Here is a 23,508-nt window from a genome sequence, read left to right on the forward strand (position 1 = left end):
CTCGTGTGCCCGCCATCACTGCGGCAGGGCGCCGGTTTCGGAAGCCTTCGACATGGCGTCGCGGCATTGCGACGACAGTTCGCTGTTGTGGTCTTGCAGGCAAGCGAGAATACGGCCGCCACCCCGCTTGACGCCCGGACAAAGCCGGCGGAAATCCGCTCGACAGGCGCGTGCCAGCGCCTTTACCTGGGCCTTCATCTCAGGTGTGACCTGCGTTTGCGCCGCCGTGCCGCCGGAGCCGGCAATGGCGAGCGCAAGCAATGTGACGGCGGCAAAAGCGATAGGGCGGCGTGAGGTGGACTTCATGGTTCATTCTCCTTTGATTGAGGCTGATGGCGAACAATTGCTGCCGGACTTGCCGGCGATCTTGACGGATCCTGGCGGCGCGAAGAGCGCGCGGAGCCTTATGCGCGTCGACGGCGCATTACGGACGTCGCGGATCAGGGCGGCCCATTCGCCCAGCGCGACGCGGATGGGGTTGAGCGTCGGCCTGCCGCCGACGAGGCCGTAACGCAGCCTTTCATTCCGGGGCGCTTCGGCGAAAGTGCCGAACAGGCGGTCGAACACGATCAGCATGCCGCCATAGTTCTTGTCGAGGCAGGAGTGGTTCGAGGCGTGGTGCACGCGATGATGCGCCGGTGTGTTCAATATCCATTCAAGCGGCCCCAGGCGAGGCGCGAGCTCCGTATGGATGAAGAACTGGTAGAGCAGGTTCACGCCCAGCATCGCCACGATGGCCAGAGGGTGGAAGCCGATCCAGGCGAGCGGCACGAAGAACAGAAAATTGCCTGAGATGCTGCCGGTCCAGCCGAGCCGGATCGCCGCGGTGAGGTTGAGCCTGGTGGCCGAATGATGGACCGAGTGCGTCGCCCACATCCATCGAATGCGGTGCGCGGCGCGATGGTGCCAATAGTAGACGAATTCGGTGGCGAGGAAGAGAGCGCCGATGGCGGCTGGGGTGGAGGGAGCGATCTCGAACAGCCGATGGCCGTAGGCGAAAGCGAAAGGCATCGCGACAATGCCGGCTTCGAGCGCCCGCACGACATTTTGTCCGAGCGCCACGCCGATGGATGCGGCGCTCTCGCCGAGGTCGTGTGTCTCCCGGTCGTGATGCGCAAGGCGGCTGAGAAGATATTCGAGGATCATGAAGCCCACGGCGACCGCAAGGATCGTCAGGCGCATCGCGGGATTGGTCAGGATGTTGAGCTGGTCCGTCATGGCATTGCTCGTTTTGACCTCATGCCGGAAGGAGCCGGACGGGGTGGGGGAAGCATCCCGCCCGGCAAGGCCCGGGATCAGCGTGAAATTGAGCCCTGGCGATGGATCGTCCGGCCGCGCGGGCCGGTGGTCGTGCGGCTTCCCGTGCACACGCCGTCGGCGCAGCTCACCGAACCCTGACGGGTCATGCTGCGGCCATAGGGGCCGGTGCGCGTGATCTGCCGTGAGCAAACACCGTCCGCGCAGCTTCCGGAGCCCTGGACAGTGGCGGTGCCGCGCCAGCCCGTCACCGATCCGTGACGGGTCCAGGCATTGGCATCGGCGGCCGCCATGGACAGGGTGGCGGCGACGGCGGCCGCGGCGAATAGCTTCATCATCATTTTCATCTCCTTTGATTTCGACTGGCGGTCATTTCCCGAACCGTCCATGCCAGGGAGATTGCAGTGGCGATGTCAGCGTGGTTTGATCGGCGCATGGTATTTTGTAACAGGCTGTCAGGGGCATGTAACAGTTTGTAAAAGCTCGCTTAAGTCCTTGCACATCACCTTCGGATACCGGAAAAGCGGGGGATGGGCTTGCCGATGGCCACCATCCTGATCGTCGAGGACGATTCCGACATTCGCCGGCTCGTCGCCGAGCTGCTGGGCAAGGAGGGCTTTGGCGTCGAGGAGGCGAAGGATGCCGCGGCCATGGACGAGGTGTTGGCCCGCATGCGGCCGGATCTCGTCATCCTCGACCTCATGCTGCCCGGCGAGGACGGGCTTTCGATCTGCCGGAGGATCAGGAGCCGGGATGCTCTGCCGATCCTGATGCTGACGGCCAAGAGCGACGAGATCGATCGCGTGGTAGGCCTTGAGATGGGGGCGGACGACTATCTGGCGAAGCCCTTCGGTCCGCGCGAGCTGCTGGCGCGCGTCCGGGCCGTGCTCCGGCGCGGGCGCGCGCAATCCTTCACGACGCCCTCGCGGCGCTTCGCCTTCGGCCGGTTCGTCATCGATCTCGATGCGCGCCAGCTGGCCGACGACAATGGCGGGGTGCTGAGCTTCACCAGCGCCGAATTCGACCTGCTCGCCTGCTTCGTGCAGCGGCCACGCCGGGTGCTGACGCGCGACCAGATTCTCGACTGGCTGCGTGGCCGCGCCGCCGATCCCTTCGACCGCACCGTCGACATGCTGGTCTCGCGCTTGCGCAAGAAGCTCGACGCTGCCAGCCCTGGCTCCAATTTGATCAGCACTGTTCGCAATGGCGGCTATCTGTTCACCGCTCCCGTCAAGCCGGTGCCGTGATGCTGCGCCTGGGCCTTGCCGCCCGCATCGCGATGATCGTGATCATTGCCCTGACGACGGCCTGGATCGTGGCGATCGCGCTGGTCTACCGCTCATATGATCAGGAGGGGGAAAGCGCGCGTCCATCGCCACGACAGATCGCGGCACTTGTGGAATTGATCGAGCGCATTCCCCGTGAGCAAAGACCGCTTGCCCTTGCTGCAGTCGCCTCCCGGGTCTTCGATGCCAGGTTGCAAGCGGACAGGGCGCCCGATGGCGCAGCAAGTGAAGGTCGGCCAGTCGACGAGACACTGCTGCAGGCCTACGCGGCTGCCCTGGAGGGTCGCCCGCTCGCCATCGTGTTTGCGGTGCCGGCCGAGCGGCGTTTCCCCCGGCTCTTCGCGATCACCACGAACGCACTCGAATTCCGCATTGCGCTGAGGACCGGCGAAACCCTCTTCATCAATACGCGCAGTCCACTGCCGGTCTCCCGGCTCGGCCTGCCGGTGGGGTTCGGCGCAGGCCTGTTCGGGACACTGATCGCCTTTCTCGCCCTCGTCATCATGCATCGTGAAACGCGACCGCTTGCCCGGCTTTCCGCTGCCGTCGATCGGATGGATCTCGCCGGCACGCCGGTGATCTTGCCCCAGGCGCGGGCCAGCGCGCCTGAAATCCAGGCGCTCATTGCCGCCTTCAACCGGCTGCAGGCCCGCCTCGCGCAGTTGCTGCGCGCCCGCATGGCGATGCTCGGTGGAATCTCGCACGATGTCCGCACCTTCGCGACGCGATTGCGTCTGCGCGTCGACCGCATCCCGGAGGGCGCGGAGCGCGATCGTGCGATCAACGATATCTCCGACATGATCCGACTCCTGGACGATGCCCTGCTCGCCAGCCGCGCCGGCGCCGGAGAGCTTGCCCAGGAGCTTGTGGAGCTCGACGACGTCGTCCGCATCGAGGTCGAGGACAGACGAGCGGCGGGGGCGCCGGTCGAGCTTCAGGTCGCTCCGGGCGCCGCCGGCGCGACCATTCTCGGCGATCGCCTCGCGCTCCGGCGCATTGTCTCAAACCTCGTCGACAACGCCCTGAAATACGGCCATGCGGCGCATCTGGGCATCGCGATCGATTCGCAGTCGCTGGTTTTGACGGTCGATGACGAAGGCACGGGCATTCCGCCCGATCTGCGCGAATTCCTGCTCGAGCCGTTTGTCCGTCTTGAGACCTCGCGCAACCGGCAAACGGGCGGCGCCGGCCTCGGCCTCGCCATCGTCCGCAACCTTGTCGAAGCGCATGGCGGGACCCTCGGGATTGGCGACGCCGCAAGCGGCGGCGCACGGATCACACTGCTGTTGCCGATGTTCCGGCCTCTGTGACCCGCAGCTGGACTTCCCGTCACGAAGCTGGCACGAACTTCGTCGCAACATCGGCATGATCGAGACGACGGGGATCCTATGGTAAAAGACGCATCCCGGATGGGGCCCAAGACTCCGCAAGTCCTCATCCTGGTGGGGGCGACTGGCGACCTGTCGCGGCGCAAGCTGCTGCCGGGGCTTTTTCATCTGTGCAGCGCGGGCTTCATCACCGCCTGCCGCATTATCGGCCTGGCGCTCGAAAATCTCGACAGTGACGGCTTCCGCAAGCTGGCGCGCGAGGCGCTTGACCAGTTCTCCACCCGTCCGGTGAACGAGGCGGACTGGGCAAGCTTCGCCGAGACCTTGAGCTATGTGCCGATCTCGGCCGGGGCGGCGGCGCTCAAAACGTCGGTCGAGGCGGCGGAGAAGTCGCTCGGCGGCGACAGCCGGCGCATCCATTATCTGAGCGTGCCGCCCAATGCGGCACTGGCCGCGGTCAAGATGCTCGCGGAAGCCGGGCTCGTCGAGAACAGCCGCATCATCATGGAAAAGCCCTTCGGCACCGATCTCGCCAGCGCCGTGGCGCTCAATGCCAAATTGCACGAGGTCTTCGCCGAGGCGCAGATTTTCCGCATCGACCATTTTCTCGGCAAGGAGGCGGCACAGAACATCCTCGCCTTCCGCTTCGCCAATGGCCTGTTCGAGCCGATCTGGAACCGCAATTTCATCGACCATGTGCAGATCGACGTGCCGGAGACGCTCGATCTCGGCAGGCGCGCCGGCTTCTATGAAACAGTCGGCGCCTATCGCGACATGGTGGTGACGCATCTGTTCCAGATCCTTGGCTTCATGGCGATGGAGGCGCCGACGGCGCTCGAGCCCCAGCCGATCAGCGAGGAGAAGAACAAGGTCTTCCGCTCGATGATGCCGATCGAGCCTAAGAATGTCGTGCGCGGGCAGTTCGTCGGCTACCGGGCGGAGGAGGGGGTGGACGCCGAATCCGATACCGAGACCTTCATCGCGCTCAAATGCGAGATCGACAACTGGCGCTGGGCCGGCGTGCCGTTCTTCCTGCGCACCGGCAAGCGCCTGGCGGAGGGACAGCGCATCATCTCCATCGCGTTCCGCGAGCCGCCCAAGAGCATGTTTCCGGCGGGATCGGGGGTGAGCGCGCAAGGTCCCGATCATCTCACTTTCGATCTCGCCGATGCTTCCAAGGTTTCGCTCTCCTTCTATGGCAAAAGGCCGGGGCCCGGCATGCGGCTCGACAAGCTCAGCATGCAGTTCGCCATGAACGAGACGGGCTGGATCGGCGACGTGCTCGAGGCCTATGAGCGGCTCATCCTCGATGCCATGCGTGGCGACCACACTCTCTTCACCACCGCCGAAGGCATCGAGCGCCTGTGGGAGGTCTCGGCGCCGTTGCTCGACAATCCGCCGCCGGTCAGTCTCTACCAGCCGGGCTCGTGGGGACCGAAATCGATCCACCAGCTCATCGCGCCGCATGCCTGGCGCCTGCCCTTCGAGCGCGCCTGGCGGAATGGGAATAATACAAGCCAGAAATAGGTGACACCGGACTGCAGGCCGCCCGACTCCCGCCCTATATTTTTCCGCTAGGTCAATAACCGGGAAGGCTGGTACGACTCCCTCCAGCGTCCGCAGGGAGGAACATCGATGGCCGGTTCAAGCTCTGAGACCAAGCTTACCTTCGAGCCGCCGGGACCAGGAACCTGGGAACAGGACCCTGTGCATTTCCCGCGCCCGATGACGCATTACTGGCAGGAGATGCATCCGCCCGCCTTCAGGAAAGGCACCGGCGATTTCGCCCGCTTCTATGGCATGCTGATCGACGGCATCCAGGTCGCCTATGTGAACGGCTTCGGCTACAACAACAGGATCCCGGCGCCCGAGGCCGATATCCCGGAACGCTTCAAGCGCGCCAGTGAAGTCTATGCGAAAAAGCTGTGGCGCGAGCAGCTCAAGGACTGGGACGAGAAGCACAAGCCATCCTCGCTCGCCACGCACCGCAAATTGCAATCCGTCGATGCCGACGCGCTGGAGGCTGAGGAATTGGCCCAGTATCTGACGCGCTGCCGCGACCATCATGCGGCGATGATCGCGCAGCATATGCGCTTCACCGCCGCCGCGGTGCTGCCGACCGGGGATTTCCTCGCTCATGCCGCGGAATGGACCGGCCTGCCGCATGCCGAGCTCCTGGGGCTGATGCGCGGCTCGGCGGAAGTCTCGTCCGGCGGCTCGGAGGAAATGGCGCGCCTGAAGCAGGCCTTCGCCCATGACGCCTCGGCGGCAAGGATCATCGAGACCGACCGCGATCCCGCCAAGGTGCTGGAGCGCCTGCGGGCGCTGGGCGGCGAAGCGGGCGCGGCACTCACCGCCTATCTCGATCTCGTCGGCAACCGTCTCATCGACGGTTTCGACATTGCCGAGCCGACCGCGCTCGAATTGCCGGATGCGCTGCTGCGCGCCATTCGCGGCGCCGTTTCCGATGAACCCGTCGCCTCCGATGTCGATGAGCAGACCGCCGAGATCCGCGCCCAGGTGCCGGAGAAACATGTCCAGGAGTTCGACGCGCTGCTGGCGGAAGCGCGGCTCACTTACCGTTTGCGCGATGAGCGTGGCGTCTATAGCGACGTCTGGGCGTCGGGCATCATGCGGCGCGCCGCCTTGGCGGCCGGGAGGCGGGCGGTCGCGCGCGGGCGCATCGCCAATCCGCAGCAGATGCTGGATGCGGGCCTCGATGAGATGTGCGCGCTGGTCACCGGCCAGGATGGCCCGTCGGCGGATGAGCTCAGCTTGCGCGCGCAATATCGCGCCACCTATACGGCCAAGGACGCGCCGCCGGTGCTGGGCTCACCACCGGGTCTGCCGCCCGATCTTTCCAAGCTGCCGCCCGATGTCGCCCGCGTAATGCGTGCGACGCTGACCAGTCTCGGCCATGTCTTCGGCAGTTCGCAGGCGCAGAACCAGGAGAAGGTCCTCTATGGCCTCGCGGCCAGCAAGGGCGTCTATGAAGGTCCGGCGCGGCGCGTCTCGGGTCCGCCGGAATTCGGGCGCATCGCCAAGGGCGATGTGCTGGTGACCGAATCGACCACCGAAGCCTTCAATATCCTGCTGCCGCTGCTCGGCGGCATCGTCACCGACAATGGCGGGCTCTTGTCGCATGCGGCCATCGTGTCGCGCGAATATGGCATTCCGGGCGTGGTCGGCACGCGCGAGGCGACCGAGCGCATCACCGACGGCATGCTGGTGCGCGTCGATGGCGATGCGGGTGAAGTGACCGTGCTCGGATGAGGAAGGTCGTCCCCTTCGCCAAAGCGCGCGAGACCTCGCTCTATGGCTCGAAGGCGGTGGGATTGGGCGATGCGGTGCGCAAGGGCATCAATGTGCCGCCGGGTGTCGCGCTGTCGGGCGATCTCGTCGAAGCGGTTGCCGCCAAGGACAGACCGGCGATCGGCAAGGTGGTGAAGGCCATTGCCGATCTGAAAGCCCCCTTCGCGGTGCGCTCCTCCGCCGTCGACGAGGATGGCGTCAATGCCAGCTTCGCCGGCCAGCATCTGACCGTGCTCAATGTCCATTCGGCCGCCGATGTGCCGGGTGCGGTGCGCGAGGTCTGGTGGTCGGCCAATTCCGATGCCGCCATCACCTATCGCCAGAAGGTCGGCCTGATGACGCGGCCCTCGGTCGGCGTCGTGGTGCAGACATTGCTCAATCCCGAGGCCGCCGGCGTCATGTTCACCGAGCATCCGGTCACCGGCCGCGACGAGCGCCTCATCGAGGCGAGCTGGGGCCTGGGGGAGGCGGTGGTGGCGGGCCTCGTGGTGCCCGATCATTTCCGCCTCGATCGGTCAGGTGCGGTGCTGGAGCGCAAGGCCGGGCGCAAGCGCATCGCCATCCGCTCGCTGCCCTCGGGCGGCACCTTCGAGGAGCCGGTGGCGGCCGACAGAGTGAGCCAGCTCTGTCTCGATGATGCGCAGCTCGCCGGCTTGAGCGCGCTCGCCCTCCAATGCGAGAAGGCCTATGGCCCGAGGCGCGACATCGAATGGGCGGTCCAGGATGGCGTGCTCTATCTGTTGCAATGTCGCGCCGTCACCACCGGCAAGCCGGCAAGCCCGCCACCGCCGGTGAGACCGCCGGTCCGCGATCCGCTGACGGCGCTCAGGCGTGTCCAGCTCTTCGCCGACATGGACCGCCGCCAGGCCGAGCAGATCGCCCGCGTCGTCAAGGAGCGCCGCTTCGACAAGGGCGAGACGATCATCATGGAAGGCTCAGGCGGTGCGGCTTTCTTCTTCATCGAATCAGGCGAGGCGAGAGTGACGTCGAAGGGCGTGGAAGTCGCGCTCCTGGGGCCGGGCGATCATTTCGGCGAGATCGCCCTCATCGATGGCGGCCCGCGCTCCGCCACCGTGACCGCGGTCAGCGACCTCGTCTGCTACGGCATCACCTTCTGGGAATTCCGCCCGCTGATCGAAAAGAACGGCGCCATGGCCTGGAAGCTGTTGCAGGCATTGGCAAAAAGGCTCAGGGCGAAGGACTCGAGTTAGGGAAGTAGGAATGCACGAGCCCAGAAGAGGGAACGATGAACGAATGGGCGGCATCGAAGGGAGCGCAACGATCCACTGCCGTACCGGGGATTGAAAAAAATGGACTGGTTCAATTTCTTCTGTGAGTATTGTGACGTGTTATAGTTAACCTTAGAAAGTTAGTTTTCTTACTGACAATCGCCCTTCTTTTCCCTCAGTGGTGGGTGGAGCGCTTTCTCATCATGTCGAATGATAGCATTCAGCAAGCGGTGGAAGCCGGACAAAAAAATCTCGAGACGATGAAGTTAGTGCGAAACTGGTGCTCTCATGTGACGGTAAAAAAACATGGCGGCACTGGGCTGATCGAGATGCAAACCGGCCTGCCAATTGGTCATCATTTCCTCGAGTGCCCGCATGCCTCAGCAGGCGGAATGGCTGCTTGGGATTTAGCAGACACGGCCTTGGATTTCTACGATCGCAATTGCGTCGATTGCAAACGCCGTCAACCCGTTGGCTTCCCCAACATCTCAAGAATAGTCGCGGAGCGTGATGCTCAGAGAAAAGTGCAAGAGCAAGAACGGGAGCGTGCTAACAAGGCGAGTGAAGAAAGGCTTGCAGCGAGGGAGGAGGTTAGAAAAAGCTTGCGTAAGGTGCTTGATCCGGTCTCCGCAACGACTCTGGACCAGATTTCCGAACTTGACCGCACGCGCACCGATCAAGCCGCCCAAAGACTCATTGAACTTGTTGAATTGGCCCCGGAGACTTTTCGGCCCGAGATTGTAGAGTATTTATTCTCTCAGATTACAAGTGGAGAATACTGGCTCTTTGAATCTGCTCTACAAATTCTGCGGAGGCTCAACGTAGATCCAACTCGTTTATGCAATGCGGCGCTGCAAGTGCTCCGTTCCTACAGTGCCCAGGGGATCGCGGCCGAGATTGTGCAGGCTCATGCTTCACTGGCCGCCGACAATCTAATCGCGCCAGCTCTACCAGCCTTGATTAACCTAGCAAACCCAATCTCGGACCCATTTGTTGGCGGCCACGAGCGGCGGCCAATTAGTAAGCCGCTTCGGGACCTCTATAGACTCCATCAATCGGCGGTGAAGGACGGATTAAAGTCTTTGCTCGAGCTCAAAGACGCCCACGACGTTCGGTTGGCAGCTCGCGGAATTGAAAGTCTATCGAAAATCGACCCAACCATTCTGGACTTCTTGCCTATGCAGTTAGCCGCTAAGCTTGTTCGGGCCGAGCACTTGGTGCAAGGTCGAGAAGAAGAGGTCAGCGGAGCTCTCAATGACGTGCGAGGCGTGCTGACGCGAACGTTTATTGCAAAGCCCCAAGAGACCAATGCTCTTATTGAAAGATATTTGTTAGGCGCTTCACACGAAAACGCCGCACAGCTTTACAAGATTTATGATGAAGTTCTGCATGATCTCAGGTTCGATCATGATGAAAAGATAGAGATCATCGACGCCCATCGTCTGGCCTTCCGGCGCCTGATTGTTATAGCAACAAGCGCCAGTAATGAAGAGGTCCGCGACACTATTACAGGAATGTTCCACGGCAATCCGTACGCACTTACTCCGCTCGTAATAGAGGAGATCGGTCTGCTTCTGGGCAGTGCAGCTGTATTATCCACAAAACTGGACCAATTGGATGCTGAAATGCCATCGAAGGCAAATGAGCTCCACATGCTTCAAGAGATGAATCGACGTTCGTATCTTGACAATTTAATGCAGTGCTTTGTTCGGTGGTCGTGTGTGGCGGCGGGGGATGATGGAGAAAAGTCTACCTCTATAGTGCTGGAGTTCATGCGCGCTTTGCCGGAGGGAAGCACAAATTTGCGTGGAGCGATCATTGGAGGCTTTGACGCCTTGATGATTTCGACTGACTCGTTAAAGCAATGTCTTCCAGACTACTATTCGGCCCTGGTTGGATCAGAACAAGTCCTTCGATCATATGCAGCGACTGTACTGGGAGAGTTGAATGACAATGTCCGCGACAACATGCCTGCGCTCGTTTTCGAAGGGTTTGTGGTGCTACTTTCAGACCCATATGTAGTCGTACACCGTGCAGCAATCAGCGCTTTAGAAAGATTCAAGCTGCCAGAGAAATTCAGTTCGACATGTACTTTGGCCTTATGGAACATAATCAACGTCTACGCAAGCGAGCGGAAAGATGACGATTTCTTGATGACTACCATTTGCCTTTACGCACACCGTTACGTTTCGAAAGATGCGCTCGCCGGCCGTGTAGGTAGCGTTCTTATCGCGATTATGCAACGTGTGGCCACTATTTCAGCAGCACGTAAGCTGCGATATTCAGGGAGAATCTTTTCGGCAAATGAGCATTACATGCCACTGTTGTTAAAGCTAATTGACGAGAATCGAGCGATGTCGCTGTATGGTGACGATCTCATTGGTCAACTCCGAAATGCGTCTCCTGGAGCTGTGCGAGCCAATCGAAGCGCGATTGTGGCGGTGGGTAAACGATTGGCGACAAGCCGAAGAGTGCGGGAAACGGGCTTTCTGATTGAGCTGTTGACCGGTGCCGATTGTTGGAAAGAGGCTATCGAACTCAGCTCTTCTGCTTATGACGGGATCGAGGATAACACCCGAAATAGGCCAATCAGACTACACGCCAGACTGCGGATGATCGCATCTTCTTTCGAGGGAGCTCTTGCAGAGCGTAAGTTGGAAGCCCTCGGCGTATTGCGAAATGAGTGGGTGTCTACCCTAGCAGAAATCGAGAAAGACAATGAGGTTAACCGACTTCGTCGAGATCCACTCAGAGGCCTTCTCAGCTCGGGTTGAAGCTGTCGAAGCTCTGCGGGCTGCTGGATTAGGTTCCGAGTCCGGTCATGGTCGGTTGTATGGCGCTGCAGATATGCTTCGCTCGGTCGCTCAGCTTTATGGTAAAGCCAAGAATGCTACGCTCTATGGAGCTTTTGCTGACATAGTTCAGATTGTGGGGTTGGCGGTTGAGTGGCGAGATAGCGTACTGAATGCAAAGCCCGAGGCTTCGCGGTTTATTACCGCCGCGCGCGAGCGAGCCAAGGACTGGCTTGTGAGGTATGACGCTAGTGAAATAGTGGGGGGCCTTAGGGAGGTTGCGGCAAAACTGGAAGGCCTCAAAGAGGTCTCGGAGGTTGCAAAGTTGGTAACGGATGCGTGTTTTGTGCCGCTTCCCATCGGACTCTATCGCCAGCCGGACAGATCCGTTCGAAAGAGATACAAGGAGCAGTCTTCGGATGAGAGGCCAGCGAAACTATCGGTCGCGTTTATCAAGTTCACTATCGATGGAATACCTTTGGAGAAAGTCCATTTTGTATCTCCCGGCGAACTGCACGATCTTGATATTGAAGTGCGCGTGTCTCGGTGGCCGGCAGACTCGACGGCTCTCATTCTTGAACCTGTGACCATTGAGCGGGCCTCGACCTATCAAATGCCAGTCTTCTCCATTCCAGCTCCGATAGGTGATGGTCCATATCAACTTAGGCAGAATGGACGTGCTATACTGAATGTTCCGCATCACATGAATGCGCGCCCTTTCGAATTTAAGTACGTAGCGAGATTCGTTCCGCAATCGGTTGAGCAGCCTGTCGATGTTGTTGGTCAGCGAACCTTGTTACTTGAAGGTGTAGATCTTGTTCGTAACCCAATTACGGGATATGCGAATCTTGACAAAAAATTGATGGATGTGCGTGACACTCTTCGCCAAACGGCGGGCCTGTCTCAGCAGGAGATTTTCGATGCTTTGACTCTGGTCGCGCCTATTGTCAATTACGCGGGGCAAGTAGTTCAGGACAATTTGTATGAATCGTCTGTTTTTGAGAATGAGTTTCAAAAACGCATCAAGTCGTTCCTGCGAAGTCAACCTAGAATTGGAAGCGATTTGGAGGAACATCCTCGCGCGGGCGGCGGTATAACGGATCTTTCTTTCAAGGGTATTAGACTCGAACTAAAGGTCGACTCCGAAAAGCCGATGGTGCTGGAAGACTGTAGGAAATTCCTCGGGCAAGCGACGACTTACGCTGTCGCTAGTGGCAAACGTTTGGCCATCTTGTGCGTGTTGGATTGCTCCAAAAAGACGCTTGCACCGTTCCCAACGGAGGATGGCCTGGGAATACTAGTTGATCAGCATGGTTCATCAACCACGTTTGTCATTGCAATCCTGTTGCAAGGAAATATTGCCCGACCTAGCAGTTTGTCTCGTTGAGAGTTGCATTGGAAGCTGCGGACCAATGGTCCCTCCTACCTAGGAGTTGTCACGATTCTGGTCACCTGCTTCTGATATTGAGTTTCAGCCCGATCTTCATGGACCGCGACCAAAAGCTGTGCAATGTCGAAAATATCAACGTACCATAAGGTGCAGGCGTTACTGTCGATAGCTCCCCGCACGACCATGCCACAAAGAGCGCGCTGGCTGACATTGAACACCGGACTGCCGCTCAGGCCGAGTACGTCGGTAAATTCGGGCTTGTCGAAATTACCTGAGGCACGTCGCAAGGTGGGGTCACTAGTGGTCGGGGTGTTATCGACGACCTCCAGGAGACAATAGATAGGCGCTATTTTGTCGTCAGTGATCTCGCTCTTGGTCTTTAGCGCACCCGCGACGTGTAGTGTGTCACCGACTTTGCTTGTGGCCATAGTCTTTTCGTCGAGAATGTACGCTGCGTCTTTGAAGAACGCGGCGTCCACGTCTTCGCTGAATCGGACCACGGCCACGTCTAAGAGATCAGTATCTATCGCCGCGCCCTTGGGCTGGCTGGGATATGCGACTGATCTAAGGCCGGCGACAAGTTTGCCTTGCCGTTGATCTGTCACAACGAGTTGCCGCCAGTCGAAGTCTTTCAGCACATGCCGGCACAACAGGCCATAGAGGGTGCCCTTGTAGAGCACGACAAACATCGTGCCGCCATGTGTAGCATACTGCCATTGTTCATTACCTGTGTCGAAGAAGACAAACCGTGCGGCGTGGCGAAAGTCCTGGCGGATGATGGTGCCAGAGGCAAGCGTCTGAGTTACGCGCATATCCGTTGAATTTATCAATCTAGCCATATGGCTGTTTTGCCCGTCACTTGGCACAATAAACACTGACACATTTGGTCCAATGCGGCGTCGCTAAGGGATAGAGCATAACCTGACCAAGGTCGGGTAGAGCCCCCCGCCTTCATTTTGGCGAAGGACCAAGGCTAGGCTTGACATCGCGTCATGTGGTGCGTATATAGGCGTCAGGAGACGCGATATGGTCCATCCGGCGACAATCGAGCGACCGCAAGCCGACCCCTCAGGCCTGCAGACTTTTTCCGGCGAAAGCGACCGCCGGCGGCTGACCCATGCCGCCGTGAAAGCGGTGTTGCGGCTGGTCGAGGCCTGGGGCGGCAGCAATGCCGAAGGGGCGGCACTGCTCGGGGTTTCCGAGAGCACCTGGGACCGGATGAAGGGTGGCAAGTGGGAGGGCGTCCTCACCCAGGACCAGCTGACCCGCGCCTCCGCCCTCATCGGCGTGTTCAAAGGTCTGCATCTGCTGTTCGCCAATGACATGGCCGACCGCTGGCCCAAGCTCGTCAATAAGGGCCCGATCTTCGATCGCCTGACGCCCGTCCAGGCGATGATCGAAGGCGGCATCCCGCGCATGATCGAAACCCGGCAATATATCGACGCGCTGCGTGGCGGACTCTGAGTTCTCCTTCGAAGTCGCGCGGGTGGCCTATCCGCGCACGGTGCGGCTGGTGTCGAGCGCCCGCTTGCGCGAGGCCGTGCTGACGCCGCTCGCCGACACGCCCGATGAGCTGGCGCTGCTGGCCGAGATCGAGGGTGCGACCAGCGGGCGGCTGATCGCGCAGGAGCGGGGGCTCGGCACGCTCACCGCCGATGAACTGGTGCATGGCGTTCCTCATGCGCGCTTCATCAATGCGAGCTTCGCCTATGCCAAGCCGCGCCAGCCCATGCGCTTCAGCCCGGCCAATCGCGGCGCCTGGTATGCCGCTTTGGCGGTCGAGACCTGCATCGCCGAGGTCGGCTATCATCTGACGAGGGCGCTCGATGATGCGGGCGATTACGACGCCATCGTCGAATACGGGGAAATGCTGGCCAGCATGTCGGGGCTGTTCGTGGATCTGAGATCGGTTCCCGACCATCCGAGCCTCGCCGCCGATACGGCCATCGGCTATCCGGCCGGGAATGCCATCGCCGCCATGGCCCGCGCCGAAGGCCATAATGGGATCATCTATCCCTCGGTGCGCCAGAAGGGTGGAACCTGTATCGCGGCCCTGTGGCCCAATGTCGTCCAGTCGGTGGTGCAGGGTTCCATGTACCGGCTGACCTGGTCGGGTTCCCCCGATTATGCGTGGGACGCAATTTAGACAGCCCTAAACTGAAAATTGCATCCATTTCGGCGGATCATTCTTGGGCGTGATGCAAGAATGACGGTGTGGTGACGGGTTTTTTCGGACAAACTGCGCCGACTCTGGAACCCAGGTGATTCCGCCATGACCGTGAATCAGGATACGACCACCAAGCGCTCAAGCCTGCCCCGCTGGGCGATCGCCATCGGCGTGCTGCTTCTCCTCGCCGGCCTGCCGCTCTCGGCCTGGCTCGATCTGCGCAATCTCGCCGAACAGTCGCTGAGACTCCAGGCGAGCGATCTCAATTCCGTCATCACCAGCGTGCGCAGCTATTATTCGAAGAATGTCGTGGGGCGGGTGCTGGCCAATCCCGGCACCGCCACGCAGGTCATCCATAATTATGCGGAAGTGCCGGGCGCCATCCCCATTCCGGCGACATTGTCGCTCGAGCTCGGCAAGGTGATCGGCGAGCAGCAGGGCAACATCACCTATCGCTTCGTCTCCGACTATCCGTTCAAGGGCCGCGCCCCGCATGAGCTCGACCCCTTCGAGCAAGCCGCACTGCAGATGCTGCGTGGCGATCCGAAGCAGGTCGTCAATAACGTGTCGTGGAACAATCTGAGCGGCCAGGTGCGCCTCGTCGCCCCCGTACTGATGGCGGCACCTTGCGTCGCCTGCCACAACAAGCATCCCGACAGCCCGAAGAAGGACTGGAAGGAAGGCGATGTGCGCGGCATCCAGGAAGTGATCATCGACCAGCCGATCGCCAGGAACCTGTTCTCGTTCCGATGGCTGCTCAGCTATTTCGGCGTGATGGCGGCCTTCGGCCTCGGCGTCGTCGGCTGGCAGAACCGGCAATCCAATCTCATCGCCGGCATGAACAAGGAGCTCGAATCGAACAACGCCTTCCTGGCGGCGGTGTCGATGAAGATCTCGCGCTATCTCTCGCCGCAGCTCTACAAGAGCATATTCGCGGGCGAGAAGGACGTCGCCATCCAGACCGAACGCAAGAAGCTCACCATCTTCTTCTCCGACATCAAGGATTTCACCGCCACGACCGAAAAGCTGCAGCCGGAGGAGATCACGGCACTGCTCAACGAATATTTCACCGAGATGTCGGCGATCGCGACGAAGCATGGCGGCACCGTCGACAAATTCATCGGCGATGCGATCCTGATCTTCTTCGGCGATCCGGAGACCAAGGGCGTCACCGAGGATGCGCTGGCCTGCCTGCGCATGGCCTTCGAGATGCAGGCGCGCACCGTCGAGCTCAATGCGAAATGGCGCAGCATGGGGGTGGAGGAGCGCTTCCTCGTCCGCATGGGCATCAATACCGGCTTCTGCAATGTCGGCAATTTCGGCAGCTCCGACCGCATGGACTATACGATCATCGGGGCCGAGGCCAATCTCGCGGCCAGGCTGCAATCGGTCGCCGAGCCCGGGCAGATCGTGCTCTCCTATGAAACCTATGCGCTGGTGCGCGAGATGTTCACCGCCCATTCGCTGCCGCCCATCCAGATGAAGGGGATCAGCCGGCCGGTGGTGCCCTATGTCGTCGACGGGATGCTGGCGAGCGGCGGGCAGGTGTCGAGCCTGATCAGCGAGCATATGCCGGGCCTCGATCTCTATCTCGACCCTTCGCAGCTCGATGAGGCGGCGGCGGCGCGGACGCGCTCGCTGCTCCAGAAAGCGCTCGCCTCGCTCGATACATCGCCCCGGCCGCGGCATAGCGATGTCACGTGAGGGTGCGAGCTGGCTACGATGCGCTCCGCCAGCCGCTCAGGAAGTTCATCACCGAATATACAGCGGCAGTTTCGATATATTTTCGCCCGGTTTCAGTCGGGTTGATATCTTCAATCGCCACCCTTTCATAGGTGGGGGCGAGCGCATCCACGCGGTCGATGAGCTTGTCGAGCCGATCTTCGATTTCGGGCAGTGACGGCTTCAATTTCTCTCCATCGCGGTCGATCACGGCTGCGAGATCGAAGACATCGCGTATCTTGAATGTGGAGGGGCGATAAAACATTTTCTTTGTCGCCGTTTCCCAGGGCGTGTCTATCGGAATGTCCCGGCCCTCGAAGCGCCATCTCCGGGTCGGATCGCCTGTGCGGTTCGCGCCAATGATGAAGTCGATCTCACCGCCATCCAGTTCGAGCTTCAGATAGTTGCCGGTGAATTGGTAAGAGCGTCCCGACAGCAAGCCTTTGGTGGTGGGATTTCGGTTGGGCGACAGATCGGTCAGGACCTGCGCGCTCGGAACGAAGATGTCGATATCATAGCTGATGCGATGATCATAGTGGACGGCAAGCGACGTGCCGCCGCCAAATGTCCAGGCCGGATTGTCGTCCAGCGTGTCGATGAGCGCGATGGCCTCACGCAGCAGGTTTCGCCAGTCGGAGGTCAGCCATTTCCTTGATCCAGGCAACGTTTCCGGCATCGCTCACTCTCCAGTTGCGGGCTGCCCTATAAAGATCTTCAAAGCTCAACACCTTTGCCAGGACGAGATCATGAATGGCCTCGGGCGCCACCTCATCGAAGAAAGCCTCGACATGCGGATGCCAGTGCGGATCGGGGGTGGCAGTGATCAGGCAGTGAACCAGGGTCTGGGCGTCAACGGGATGAGGACGCGGGGCGTTGATCGTGCCCAGTACAAGCTGCACCGGGCGCTCTGCGGCAACGGCATTCCGCGAGGCGGCACGAAGCTTCCTGCTCAGGTCCTTGATGTCCTTCGCGGCCTTTTTGGGAACCTGAACTTCCACGCGAGCGATGCCACGATCCCTCGCCTGGCGAAGGCGATATTTCCGGACGCGGCGTGAAGCGGTGCGATCTGTCATGGCGTCATGAAGAATATCGTAACCGGATTACGAAATCAAACGTAATCCGGTTACGTATGTTCTTGGGAAAAGTGAACGTTGGAATTTGGAGATTCATAATTAAATCAGTGTATTACGTCTTTTCCAGAAAGGCCGTGCAACTCGTTCTTTTTGTCCGGATTGACAAACAGACCATGCCGCGCTCCTTGTCGGAAACGGGCGGGAGTCACGAGGAGACGTCGCATGAGCACTGACGCCATTCGCACATTCACGACACCGCGCGAGGGCGATCTGGGCCTCCGGCAAATTACCAGCGCAACCGGGCTTGCGGCGAGCCTGCTGCCCAATGGCGCATTGTTCGTGCTCGAGCATCAAAGCGAGCATGCCCGTATCATGCTCAACCAGGTGCCAGGCTCGCCCGTCCATGGCGGCATCGGGCGGTTGTGCCTGCGGATGGGCGGCGATGCGCCGCGCGTCATCGAGCTTGTCGGTCCTGCGGCCAAGGTCCGCTTCGGCGCCGCGGCCGATCGCTTCCTGTGGGAAGGCGCGACGGAGGGCATCACGCATCGCGTGACGCTGTGGCTTGCGCCTCGGGAGCCGATCTGGCTGTGGCATGTCGAGATCACCAACACAGGCAAGGGGGTTCTTCCTTGCGATGCGGTGCTGATCCAGGATCTGGGCCTCGGCGATCGCGGCTTCGTCCAGAACAACGAAGCCTATGTCTCGCAATATATCGATCATCATGTCGAGAAGGCGCCGGATATCGGCCCGGTGATCATGAGCCGGCAGAATCTTTCACAAGGCGGACGCTTTCCCTGGGTCGTGCAAGGCTGCCTCGATGGCGCCGTTCATTTCGCCACCGATGCGCTGCAGCTCTTCGGGCCAGGCTATCGCGATCTGGGCGGGCTCGATCTCCCGTTTGGAACGGACCTGCCAAGTCTCAGGCTGCAGCATGAAGTGGCCTGCGCGGCGCTCCAGTCGCGCCCGGCGAGTGTCAAGCCCGGCGCGCTAGCGAGCTGGACCTTTTTCGGCCTGCACGAGCCCGATCATCCGGCGGCTTCGGGCGAAAGCGATCTGGCGCTCCTCGTCAGGGTGAAAGCGGCGCGCGCGCAATTTGCGCCTGCTGATGTCACCCTGGCGGCGCCGCGGCGCAGCCTCTTGCAGGATTCGCCGCCGCTTCTCGCCGATCGCATCGGTGACGCCGAGATCGCCAGGCTCTATGGCGAGCGCCGGCACGAGGAACGCCGGGACGGCACGCTCCTTTCCTTCTTCGTGCCCGATGGAGCGCAGAACCGCCATATCGTGCTCAGGTCCAAGGAGCATCTGGTGCCGCGCCGCCACGGCACGCTCATCCGCAGCGGCCAGGGCATGCTGCTCGATGACACGACGCTCTGCGCCACCTGCTGGATGACCGGCGTGTTCGGCGCGCAGCTCACCATCGGCAACACGTCCTTCCATAAGCTGTTCTCGATCTCGCGCGATCCCTACAACATCACGCGCGCCAGCGGCCTGCGCATCCTCGCCGATCTGGGGGAGGGATGGTGGCTGCTCGCGGTGCCGTCCGTCTTCGAGATCGGCTTGAGCGATTGCCGCTGGATCTACCGCTCAGCCGGCCGGACGATCACGGTTGAAACCATCGCCTCGGGCGATGATTCAGCGCTGCAATGGCAGGTGACGGTCGAGGGCAAGCCCTGCCGCTTCCTCGTCTTCGGCCATCTGGTGATGGGCGAGCGCGAGCTCAATCACCAGGGCCGGATCGAGGTCGACACGCAGCGCAAACGCATCTCCTTCACGCCCGACAAGGAATTCCTGTGGGGCCAGCGCTATCCCGAAAGCCAGTATCTTCTGGTGACCGGGAGCCCTGAGGCGGTAGAGGCGGTGGGCGGCGATGAACTTCTCTATGAAGACGGAACGGCCCGCAACGGCGCCTATGTGGCGCTGCGGACGCGCGCCGTGGGTGCGTTCCGTTTCGCGGTGGTGGGCTCGCTCACCGATCGCGGTGAGGCCCTGCGGCTTGCCGACAAATATGCGGGCAATGTCGCGAGCGAAGCGATGCTCGCGCCGGCGCGGCGCTACTGGACGCATCTGACGCGCGGGCTTCGCATCGAGAGCGATGATCCCGGCGCCCAGGCGCTCGACACGATGTTCCCGTGGCTCGCGCATAATGCGATGATCCATCTGAGCGTGCCGCATGGGCTCGAGCAATATACCGGGGCGGCCTGGGGAACGCGCGATGTCTGCCAGGGACCGGTCGAATATCTGCTGTCGCTCGACCATGACGCGCCGGTGAAGGAGATCCTGCGCATCGTCTTCGCGCAGCAATATGAGAAGCGCGGCGACTGGCCGCAATGGTTCATGCTCGAGCCCTATTCCGACATCCAGGACAAGCATGCCCATGGCGATGTCATCGTCTGGCCGCTGAAGGCGCTATGCGACTATGTCGAATGGACCAATGATTTCAGCTTCCTCGATGAGGAGGTTGCCTGGCGAAACGAGGACACGCTGGCCGCTACGTCCCGCAAGGATTCGGTTGCGAAACATATCGAGAAGCTTCTTGCCACCGCTGCCGGAATGTTCATTCCGGGAACGAAACTGATCCGCTATGGCGAGGGCGACTGGAACGATTCGCTGCAGCCCGCCGATCCCAGATTGCGCGACCATATGGTGTCGAGCTGGACCGTGGCGCTGCTGTTCCAGCAGGTGAAGCGCTATTCGCAAGTGCTGCGTCAGGCGGGCCGCTTGCCGGAGGCTGAAAGCCTGAGACGCCTGGCGCTCGAGATGCGGCGGGATTTCAACCAGCATCTCATCCGCGACGGCACTGTCGCCGGCTATGCCATTTTCGAGCCGGGCCAGGAGAAGCCCGAATTGCTGCTGCATCCGAGCGATGAGCGCACCGGCCTCAAATATTCGCTGCTGCCGATGAAGCGCGGCATCATCAGCGGAATGTTCGATGAGGACCAGACGCAGCATCACCTGAAGCTCATCCGCCAGCATCTGCTCCATCCCGATGGCGCGCGGCTCATGGACAAGCCGGTTACCTATCGTGGCGGCCCGGAGCGCATCTTCCGGCGCGCCGAATCGGCGGCCAATTTCGGGCGCGAGATCGGCCTCATGTATACGCATGCGCATCTGCGCTTTGCGGAAGCGATGTCGCTGCTGGACGATGCGGATGCGCTGTGGGATGCCCTGCTCAAGGTCAATCCGATCGCGGTGACCGAGCTTCTCGGCCATGCGTCGCTGCGCCAGCGCAATACTTATTTCTCCAGCAGCGATGCCGCCTTTCCCGACCGTTATGCGGCGAGCGCCCAATGGGCGCGGGTCAAGAAGGGCGAGGTCGCCGTCGACGGCGGCTGGCGCATCTATTCGAGCGGGCCTGGCCTCTATACGAATGTGCTGGTGCGGCTTGCTTTCGGAAGGCGGCGGCATTTCGGCGAGCGCATCGATGCGCCGCTGCTGCCGAAGCGGCTCAAGGGAACGAAGCTCACTCTGGCGGATGAGGCGTAATCAACGCCGGCCGCAGGGCGCCAGCGCGGCGATCATCTGCCCCTTCCAGGGCGATCTGACGAAGAACGACATGCGGGTGATGTGATCGTCGATCTTTTCGAGGCGCAGGAAGTAGCTGTCGCCGGTGGTGCCCAGCGCCTGGCGCGGCCTGACTTCATAGATTTTGCCGGGCTCGATGGTTTGCGCCACATGGGTGACGCTCGGCGCCAGGGCCGTCTGCGTGCGGCCGAACTCATCGAGCGCCCGGATGGCGCAGGTCTTGGCCGCTTCGAGGCCCCTGGGCGAGGCCCAGACGCGGTCGGGCCGGCCGTCGTCGCGCAATTCATGCGCGCAGGCCAGCAGCAGCAAGGGCAATCCCATGCCGAGCCACCGCAAGCTCGAAGTTCCACCCGTCATCGCGCCGATTCCCTTATGATGCAACGCTACTGCCCTGTGGCCGCGGATGCCAGCGGAAAGCCCGCCATTGCCGCATGCCGGGGAGGGCGTTAAAGTTTCATCCATGGACATATCTTCCTTCGCCAATGGCGCCGCCTATATTCGCGGCCGCTTCGTTCCTATCCAGGACGCGAGCATTCCCGTCACCGACTGGGGCTTCACCCGATCGGATTGCGTCTATGACGTCGTGCATGTCTTCAAGAACGGCTTCTTCCGGCTTGACGATCATCTCGACCGCTTCGCCGCGTCGATGAAAGCGCGTCGGCTCGAGCCGCCGGAAGGGCGCAATGAGATCGAGGCGGTGCTGCATCGCTGCGTGGCGCTGGCGGGACTCGCCGATGCCTATGTGGCGATGGTGACGCTGCGGGGGCGGCCGCGGGTCGCCGGATCCAGGCGTCCCGCCGATTGCGACAATCACTTCATCGCCTATGCCATTCCGTGGATAGACGTCATCCCCAAGGACGTGCAGGAGCGTGGCGCCCATCTCCATATCGCCGGCATACCGCGCGTGCCCGACGCCTCGGTCGATCCGACGGTGAAGAACTATCAGTGGAGCGACCTGACCTCGGGCCTCTTCGAGGCGCATGATCAGGGCTATGACACGGCGGTGCTGTGCGATGCGCAAGGCTTTCTCACCGAGGGCCCTGGCTTCAACATCTTCATGGTCAAGGATGGGCGCGTGCTCACCCCCGATCGCGGCAGCCTGCACGGCATCACGCGCAAATCGGTGCTGGAGCTCTGCGCCGGGATGGGGATCGAGGCGCAGGCGGCCGCCATTCCGCGCAGCCTCTTCGAAGATGCGGACGAAGTGTTCGCGGCGACGACGGCGGGCGGCGTCATGCCGGTGTCGCGCGTCGGCAAGCGCATCCTCGGCAATGACCGGCCGGGGCCGCTGTCGCTCAAGCTGAAAGAGGCCTATTGGCGCAAGCATGAGGAAGGCTGGCACCGCACCCCGGTGCGCCCGCTCGACAAGATGGCGGCGGAATAGCTAGCAAGCCTGGAAGATGAGGGCTGCGAGCTCGCGCTCGCTGGTGATGTCGAGCTTGTTGTAGAGCCGGTGCTTGTGGTTCTTCACCACGCCCAGGCTGATCTCGAGCTTGCGGGCGATCGAGGCATTGTGGTGGCCGGCGAGCGAAAGCTCGACGATCTCGCCTTCCCGCCTCGTGAGGCCGTGCCGGCGCGCGAAGCGGCGAATGATATTGGGCAGGCGCTCCTCCGCGTCGCCATCGAGGATGAAGACCTGCATGCCGGACGACCAGGAATCCGCCCAGTTCATCGTCGTGCGGCGCAGGCGCCAGCCATTTTTACCGGCAATGTCATCGCCGAATGCCGCCATGCCATCCACATGGCCGGCGAGATCGCGCTGTCCGGCAATCGCCTCGGCCCAACCGGCACTGCGATAGAGCACATGGTTGTCGTTGTCGCGGATCATCACCTCGCGGCGGCTGCCCTGGGCGTCGCCCAGGCGCTCGAAATGCCGCTCGAGATGCTGGCGATGAAGCGCCTGGAGGATGTTCTGGAGCTCGCAACCGAGCGCGACATCGGTCCCGGAAAACGGCCTGTCCCTGCGGTCGAAGCCCAGAGCCAGGCATACATCGTCGAAGACCGGCAGCAGGATCGTCAGCTCGTCCCTGATATGCGCGGTGCGCTCGAGATAGCGCGCATAGAGCAGGTCGAGACCGCCCGTGTCGCGGATCGCCTCGATGTTGAAGGCGGGATGCGGCTTTTCCGCCGCCCATACGGTGTTCACCGGATCGAGCGCCCAGAGCTCCTGCGCATAGATCGATTTGGCGGCATGGCTCATGCCGTCGTCGCAGAGAATGCGCGGGCGGCCGCGGCGGCTATATTGCGCCATCACCCAGAAATCGCAGGGCAGCAGGCGGCGGCCGAGGCGGATCATGTTGCTGTAGAAATCATCCGAGCCGATCGATCCGATCGTGTCGGCCAGCTCTGCCGAAAATCCCGCGGGCAGGCTGGATGTTCCCTCGTGATGAGCCGGGACGAAGCTGGTGATCATGGTCATCGGGTGGTCCG

General features: G+C 61.4%; 20 protein-coding genes. 12 read left to right on the forward strand and 8 right to left on the reverse strand.

Annotation, left to right across the window (positions count from 1 at the left end; translation table 11 throughout):
• Window positions 1–15: 15 nt before the first annotated feature.
• The 3 genes from DT068_RS02010 to DT068_RS02020 form a co-directional block, all read right to left on the reverse strand.
• Window positions 16–306, reverse strand: a complete 291-nt coding sequence (locus DT068_RS02010) for a cysteine rich repeat-containing protein (RefSeq protein ID WP_119388087.1) — start codon at window positions 304–306, stop codon at window positions 16–18.
• A 3-nt stretch (window positions 307–309) separates the two neighbouring features.
• Window positions 310–1,218: a sterol desaturase family protein gene (locus DT068_RS02015; RefSeq protein ID WP_119388088.1), complete on the reverse strand. Its 909-nt coding sequence runs from the start codon at window positions 1,216–1,218 to the stop codon at window positions 310–312.
• A 77-nt stretch (window positions 1,219–1,295) separates the two neighbouring features.
• A complete protein-coding gene (locus DT068_RS02020) occupies window positions 1,296–1,598 on the reverse strand; it encodes a hypothetical protein (protein ID WP_368904366.1) in 303 nt (100 codons plus the stop codon).
• 189 nt (window positions 1,599–1,787) lie between these two features.
• On the opposite strand from DT068_RS02020, the gene DT068_RS02025 reads away from it, so the two are divergent.
• From DT068_RS02025 to DT068_RS02055, 7 genes are all read left to right on the forward strand, one after another.
• Window positions 1,788–2,504 (forward strand): response regulator, encoded by a 717-nt coding sequence (locus DT068_RS02025; protein WP_438816396.1) that lies wholly within the window; start codon window positions 1,788–1,790, stop codon window positions 2,502–2,504.
• A complete protein-coding gene (locus DT068_RS02030) occupies window positions 2,504–3,853 on the forward strand; it encodes a sensor histidine kinase (RefSeq protein WP_119388089.1) in 1,350 nt (449 codons plus the stop codon). The genes DT068_RS02025 and DT068_RS02030 overlap by 1 nt, the downstream gene beginning before the upstream one ends.
• 78 nt (window positions 3,854–3,931) lie before the next feature.
• Complete coding sequence (zwf, locus tag DT068_RS02035) at window positions 3,932–5,398, forward strand: glucose-6-phosphate dehydrogenase (RefSeq protein WP_119388090.1); 1,467 nt, start codon at window positions 3,932–3,934, stop codon at window positions 5,396–5,398.
• 108 nt (window positions 5,399–5,506) lie between these two features.
• On the forward strand, window positions 5,507–7,144 hold the full coding sequence (locus DT068_RS02040) for a PEP-utilizing enzyme (protein WP_119388091.1): 1,638 nt from the start codon (window positions 5,507–5,509) through the stop codon (window positions 7,142–7,144).
• Window positions 7,141–8,394 (forward strand): PEP/pyruvate-binding domain-containing protein, encoded by a 1,254-nt coding sequence (locus tag DT068_RS02045; RefSeq protein ID WP_119388092.1) that lies wholly within the window; start codon window positions 7,141–7,143, stop codon window positions 8,392–8,394. Before DT068_RS02040 ends, DT068_RS02045 begins: the two co-directional genes overlap by 4 nt.
• Before the next feature lie 221 nt (window positions 8,395–8,615).
• Entirely contained in the window at window positions 8,616–11,186 is a 2,571-nt protein-coding gene (locus tag DT068_RS02050; protein ID WP_162913951.1) for a hypothetical protein, read from the forward strand.
• Window positions 11,131–12,591: a hypothetical protein gene (locus DT068_RS02055; protein WP_162913952.1), complete on the forward strand. Its 1,461-nt coding sequence runs from the start codon at window positions 11,131–11,133 to the stop codon at window positions 12,589–12,591. Before DT068_RS02050 ends, DT068_RS02055 begins: the two co-directional genes overlap by 56 nt.
• 35 nt (window positions 12,592–12,626) lie before the next feature.
• On the opposite strand, the gene DT068_RS02060 is transcribed toward DT068_RS02055, so the two are convergent.
• The gene (locus DT068_RS02060) at window positions 12,627–13,433 is read right to left on the reverse strand and encodes a hypothetical protein (protein ID WP_162913953.1); all 807 of its coding nucleotides are present in this window, start codon (window positions 13,431–13,433) and stop codon (window positions 12,627–12,629) included.
• A 187-nt stretch (window positions 13,434–13,620) separates the two neighbouring features.
• On the opposite strand from DT068_RS02060, the gene DT068_RS02065 reads away from it, so the two are divergent.
• The 3 genes from DT068_RS02065 (at window position 13,621) to DT068_RS02075 (ending at window position 16,465) form a co-directional block, all read left to right on the forward strand.
• Window positions 13,621–14,058, forward strand: coding sequence for an antitoxin Xre-like helix-turn-helix domain-containing protein (locus DT068_RS02065; protein WP_119388096.1), 438 nt, complete (start codon window positions 13,621–13,623; stop codon window positions 14,056–14,058).
• A complete protein-coding gene (locus DT068_RS02070) occupies window positions 14,045–14,740 on the forward strand; it encodes an RES family NAD+ phosphorylase (RefSeq protein ID WP_119388097.1) in 696 nt (231 codons plus the stop codon). The genes DT068_RS02065 and DT068_RS02070 overlap by 14 nt, the downstream gene beginning before the upstream one ends.
• A gap of 126 nt (window positions 14,741–14,866) precedes the next feature.
• A complete protein-coding gene (locus DT068_RS02075; RefSeq protein WP_119388098.1) occupies window positions 14,867–16,465 on the forward strand; it encodes an adenylate/guanylate cyclase domain-containing protein in 1,599 nt (532 codons plus the stop codon).
• A 13-nt stretch (window positions 16,466–16,478) separates the two neighbouring features.
• Here DT068_RS02075 and DT068_RS02080 read toward each other — a convergent pair whose 3' ends face one another.
• Window positions 16,479–17,159, reverse strand: coding sequence for a nucleotidyl transferase AbiEii/AbiGii toxin family protein (locus tag DT068_RS02080; protein WP_119388099.1), 681 nt, complete (start codon window positions 17,157–17,159; stop codon window positions 16,479–16,481).
• Window positions 17,095–17,556: a hypothetical protein gene (locus DT068_RS27895; RefSeq protein ID WP_162913954.1), complete on the reverse strand. Its 462-nt coding sequence runs from the start codon at window positions 17,554–17,556 to the stop codon at window positions 17,095–17,097. The genes DT068_RS02080 and DT068_RS27895 overlap by 65 nt, the downstream gene beginning before the upstream one ends.
• A 222-nt stretch (window positions 17,557–17,778) precedes the next feature.
• Here DT068_RS27895 and DT068_RS02090 point away from each other — a divergent pair, with 222 nt between their 5' ends.
• On the forward strand, window positions 17,779–21,039 hold the full coding sequence (locus DT068_RS02090; RefSeq protein WP_119388101.1) for a GH36-type glycosyl hydrolase domain-containing protein: 3,261 nt from the start codon (window positions 17,779–17,781) through the stop codon (window positions 21,037–21,039).
• On the opposite strand, the gene DT068_RS02095 is transcribed toward DT068_RS02090, so the two are convergent.
• Entirely contained in the window at window positions 21,040–21,435 is a 396-nt protein-coding gene (locus DT068_RS02095) for a hypothetical protein (protein ID WP_162913955.1), read from the reverse strand.
• Between the two features lie 103 nt (window positions 21,436–21,538).
• Between DT068_RS02095 and DT068_RS02100 the strand changes: the two genes are divergently transcribed.
• Window positions 21,539–22,462, forward strand: a complete 924-nt coding sequence (locus DT068_RS02100) for an aminotransferase class IV (protein WP_119388103.1) — start codon at window positions 21,539–21,541, stop codon at window positions 22,460–22,462.
• On the opposite strand, the gene DT068_RS28270 is transcribed toward DT068_RS02100, so the two are convergent.
• Entirely contained in the window at window positions 22,463–23,497 is a 1,035-nt protein-coding gene (locus DT068_RS28270; RefSeq protein WP_368904367.1) for a helix-turn-helix transcriptional regulator, read from the reverse strand. It lies immediately after the preceding gene.
• Window positions 23,498–23,508 lie beyond the last annotated feature (11 nt).

Origin of the sequence: Taklimakanibacter lacteus (genome assembly GCA_003576695.1) — a bacterium.
Taxonomy (GTDB): Bacteria; Pseudomonadota; Alphaproteobacteria; order Rhizobiales; family Aestuariivirgaceae; genus Taklimakanibacter; species Taklimakanibacter lacteus.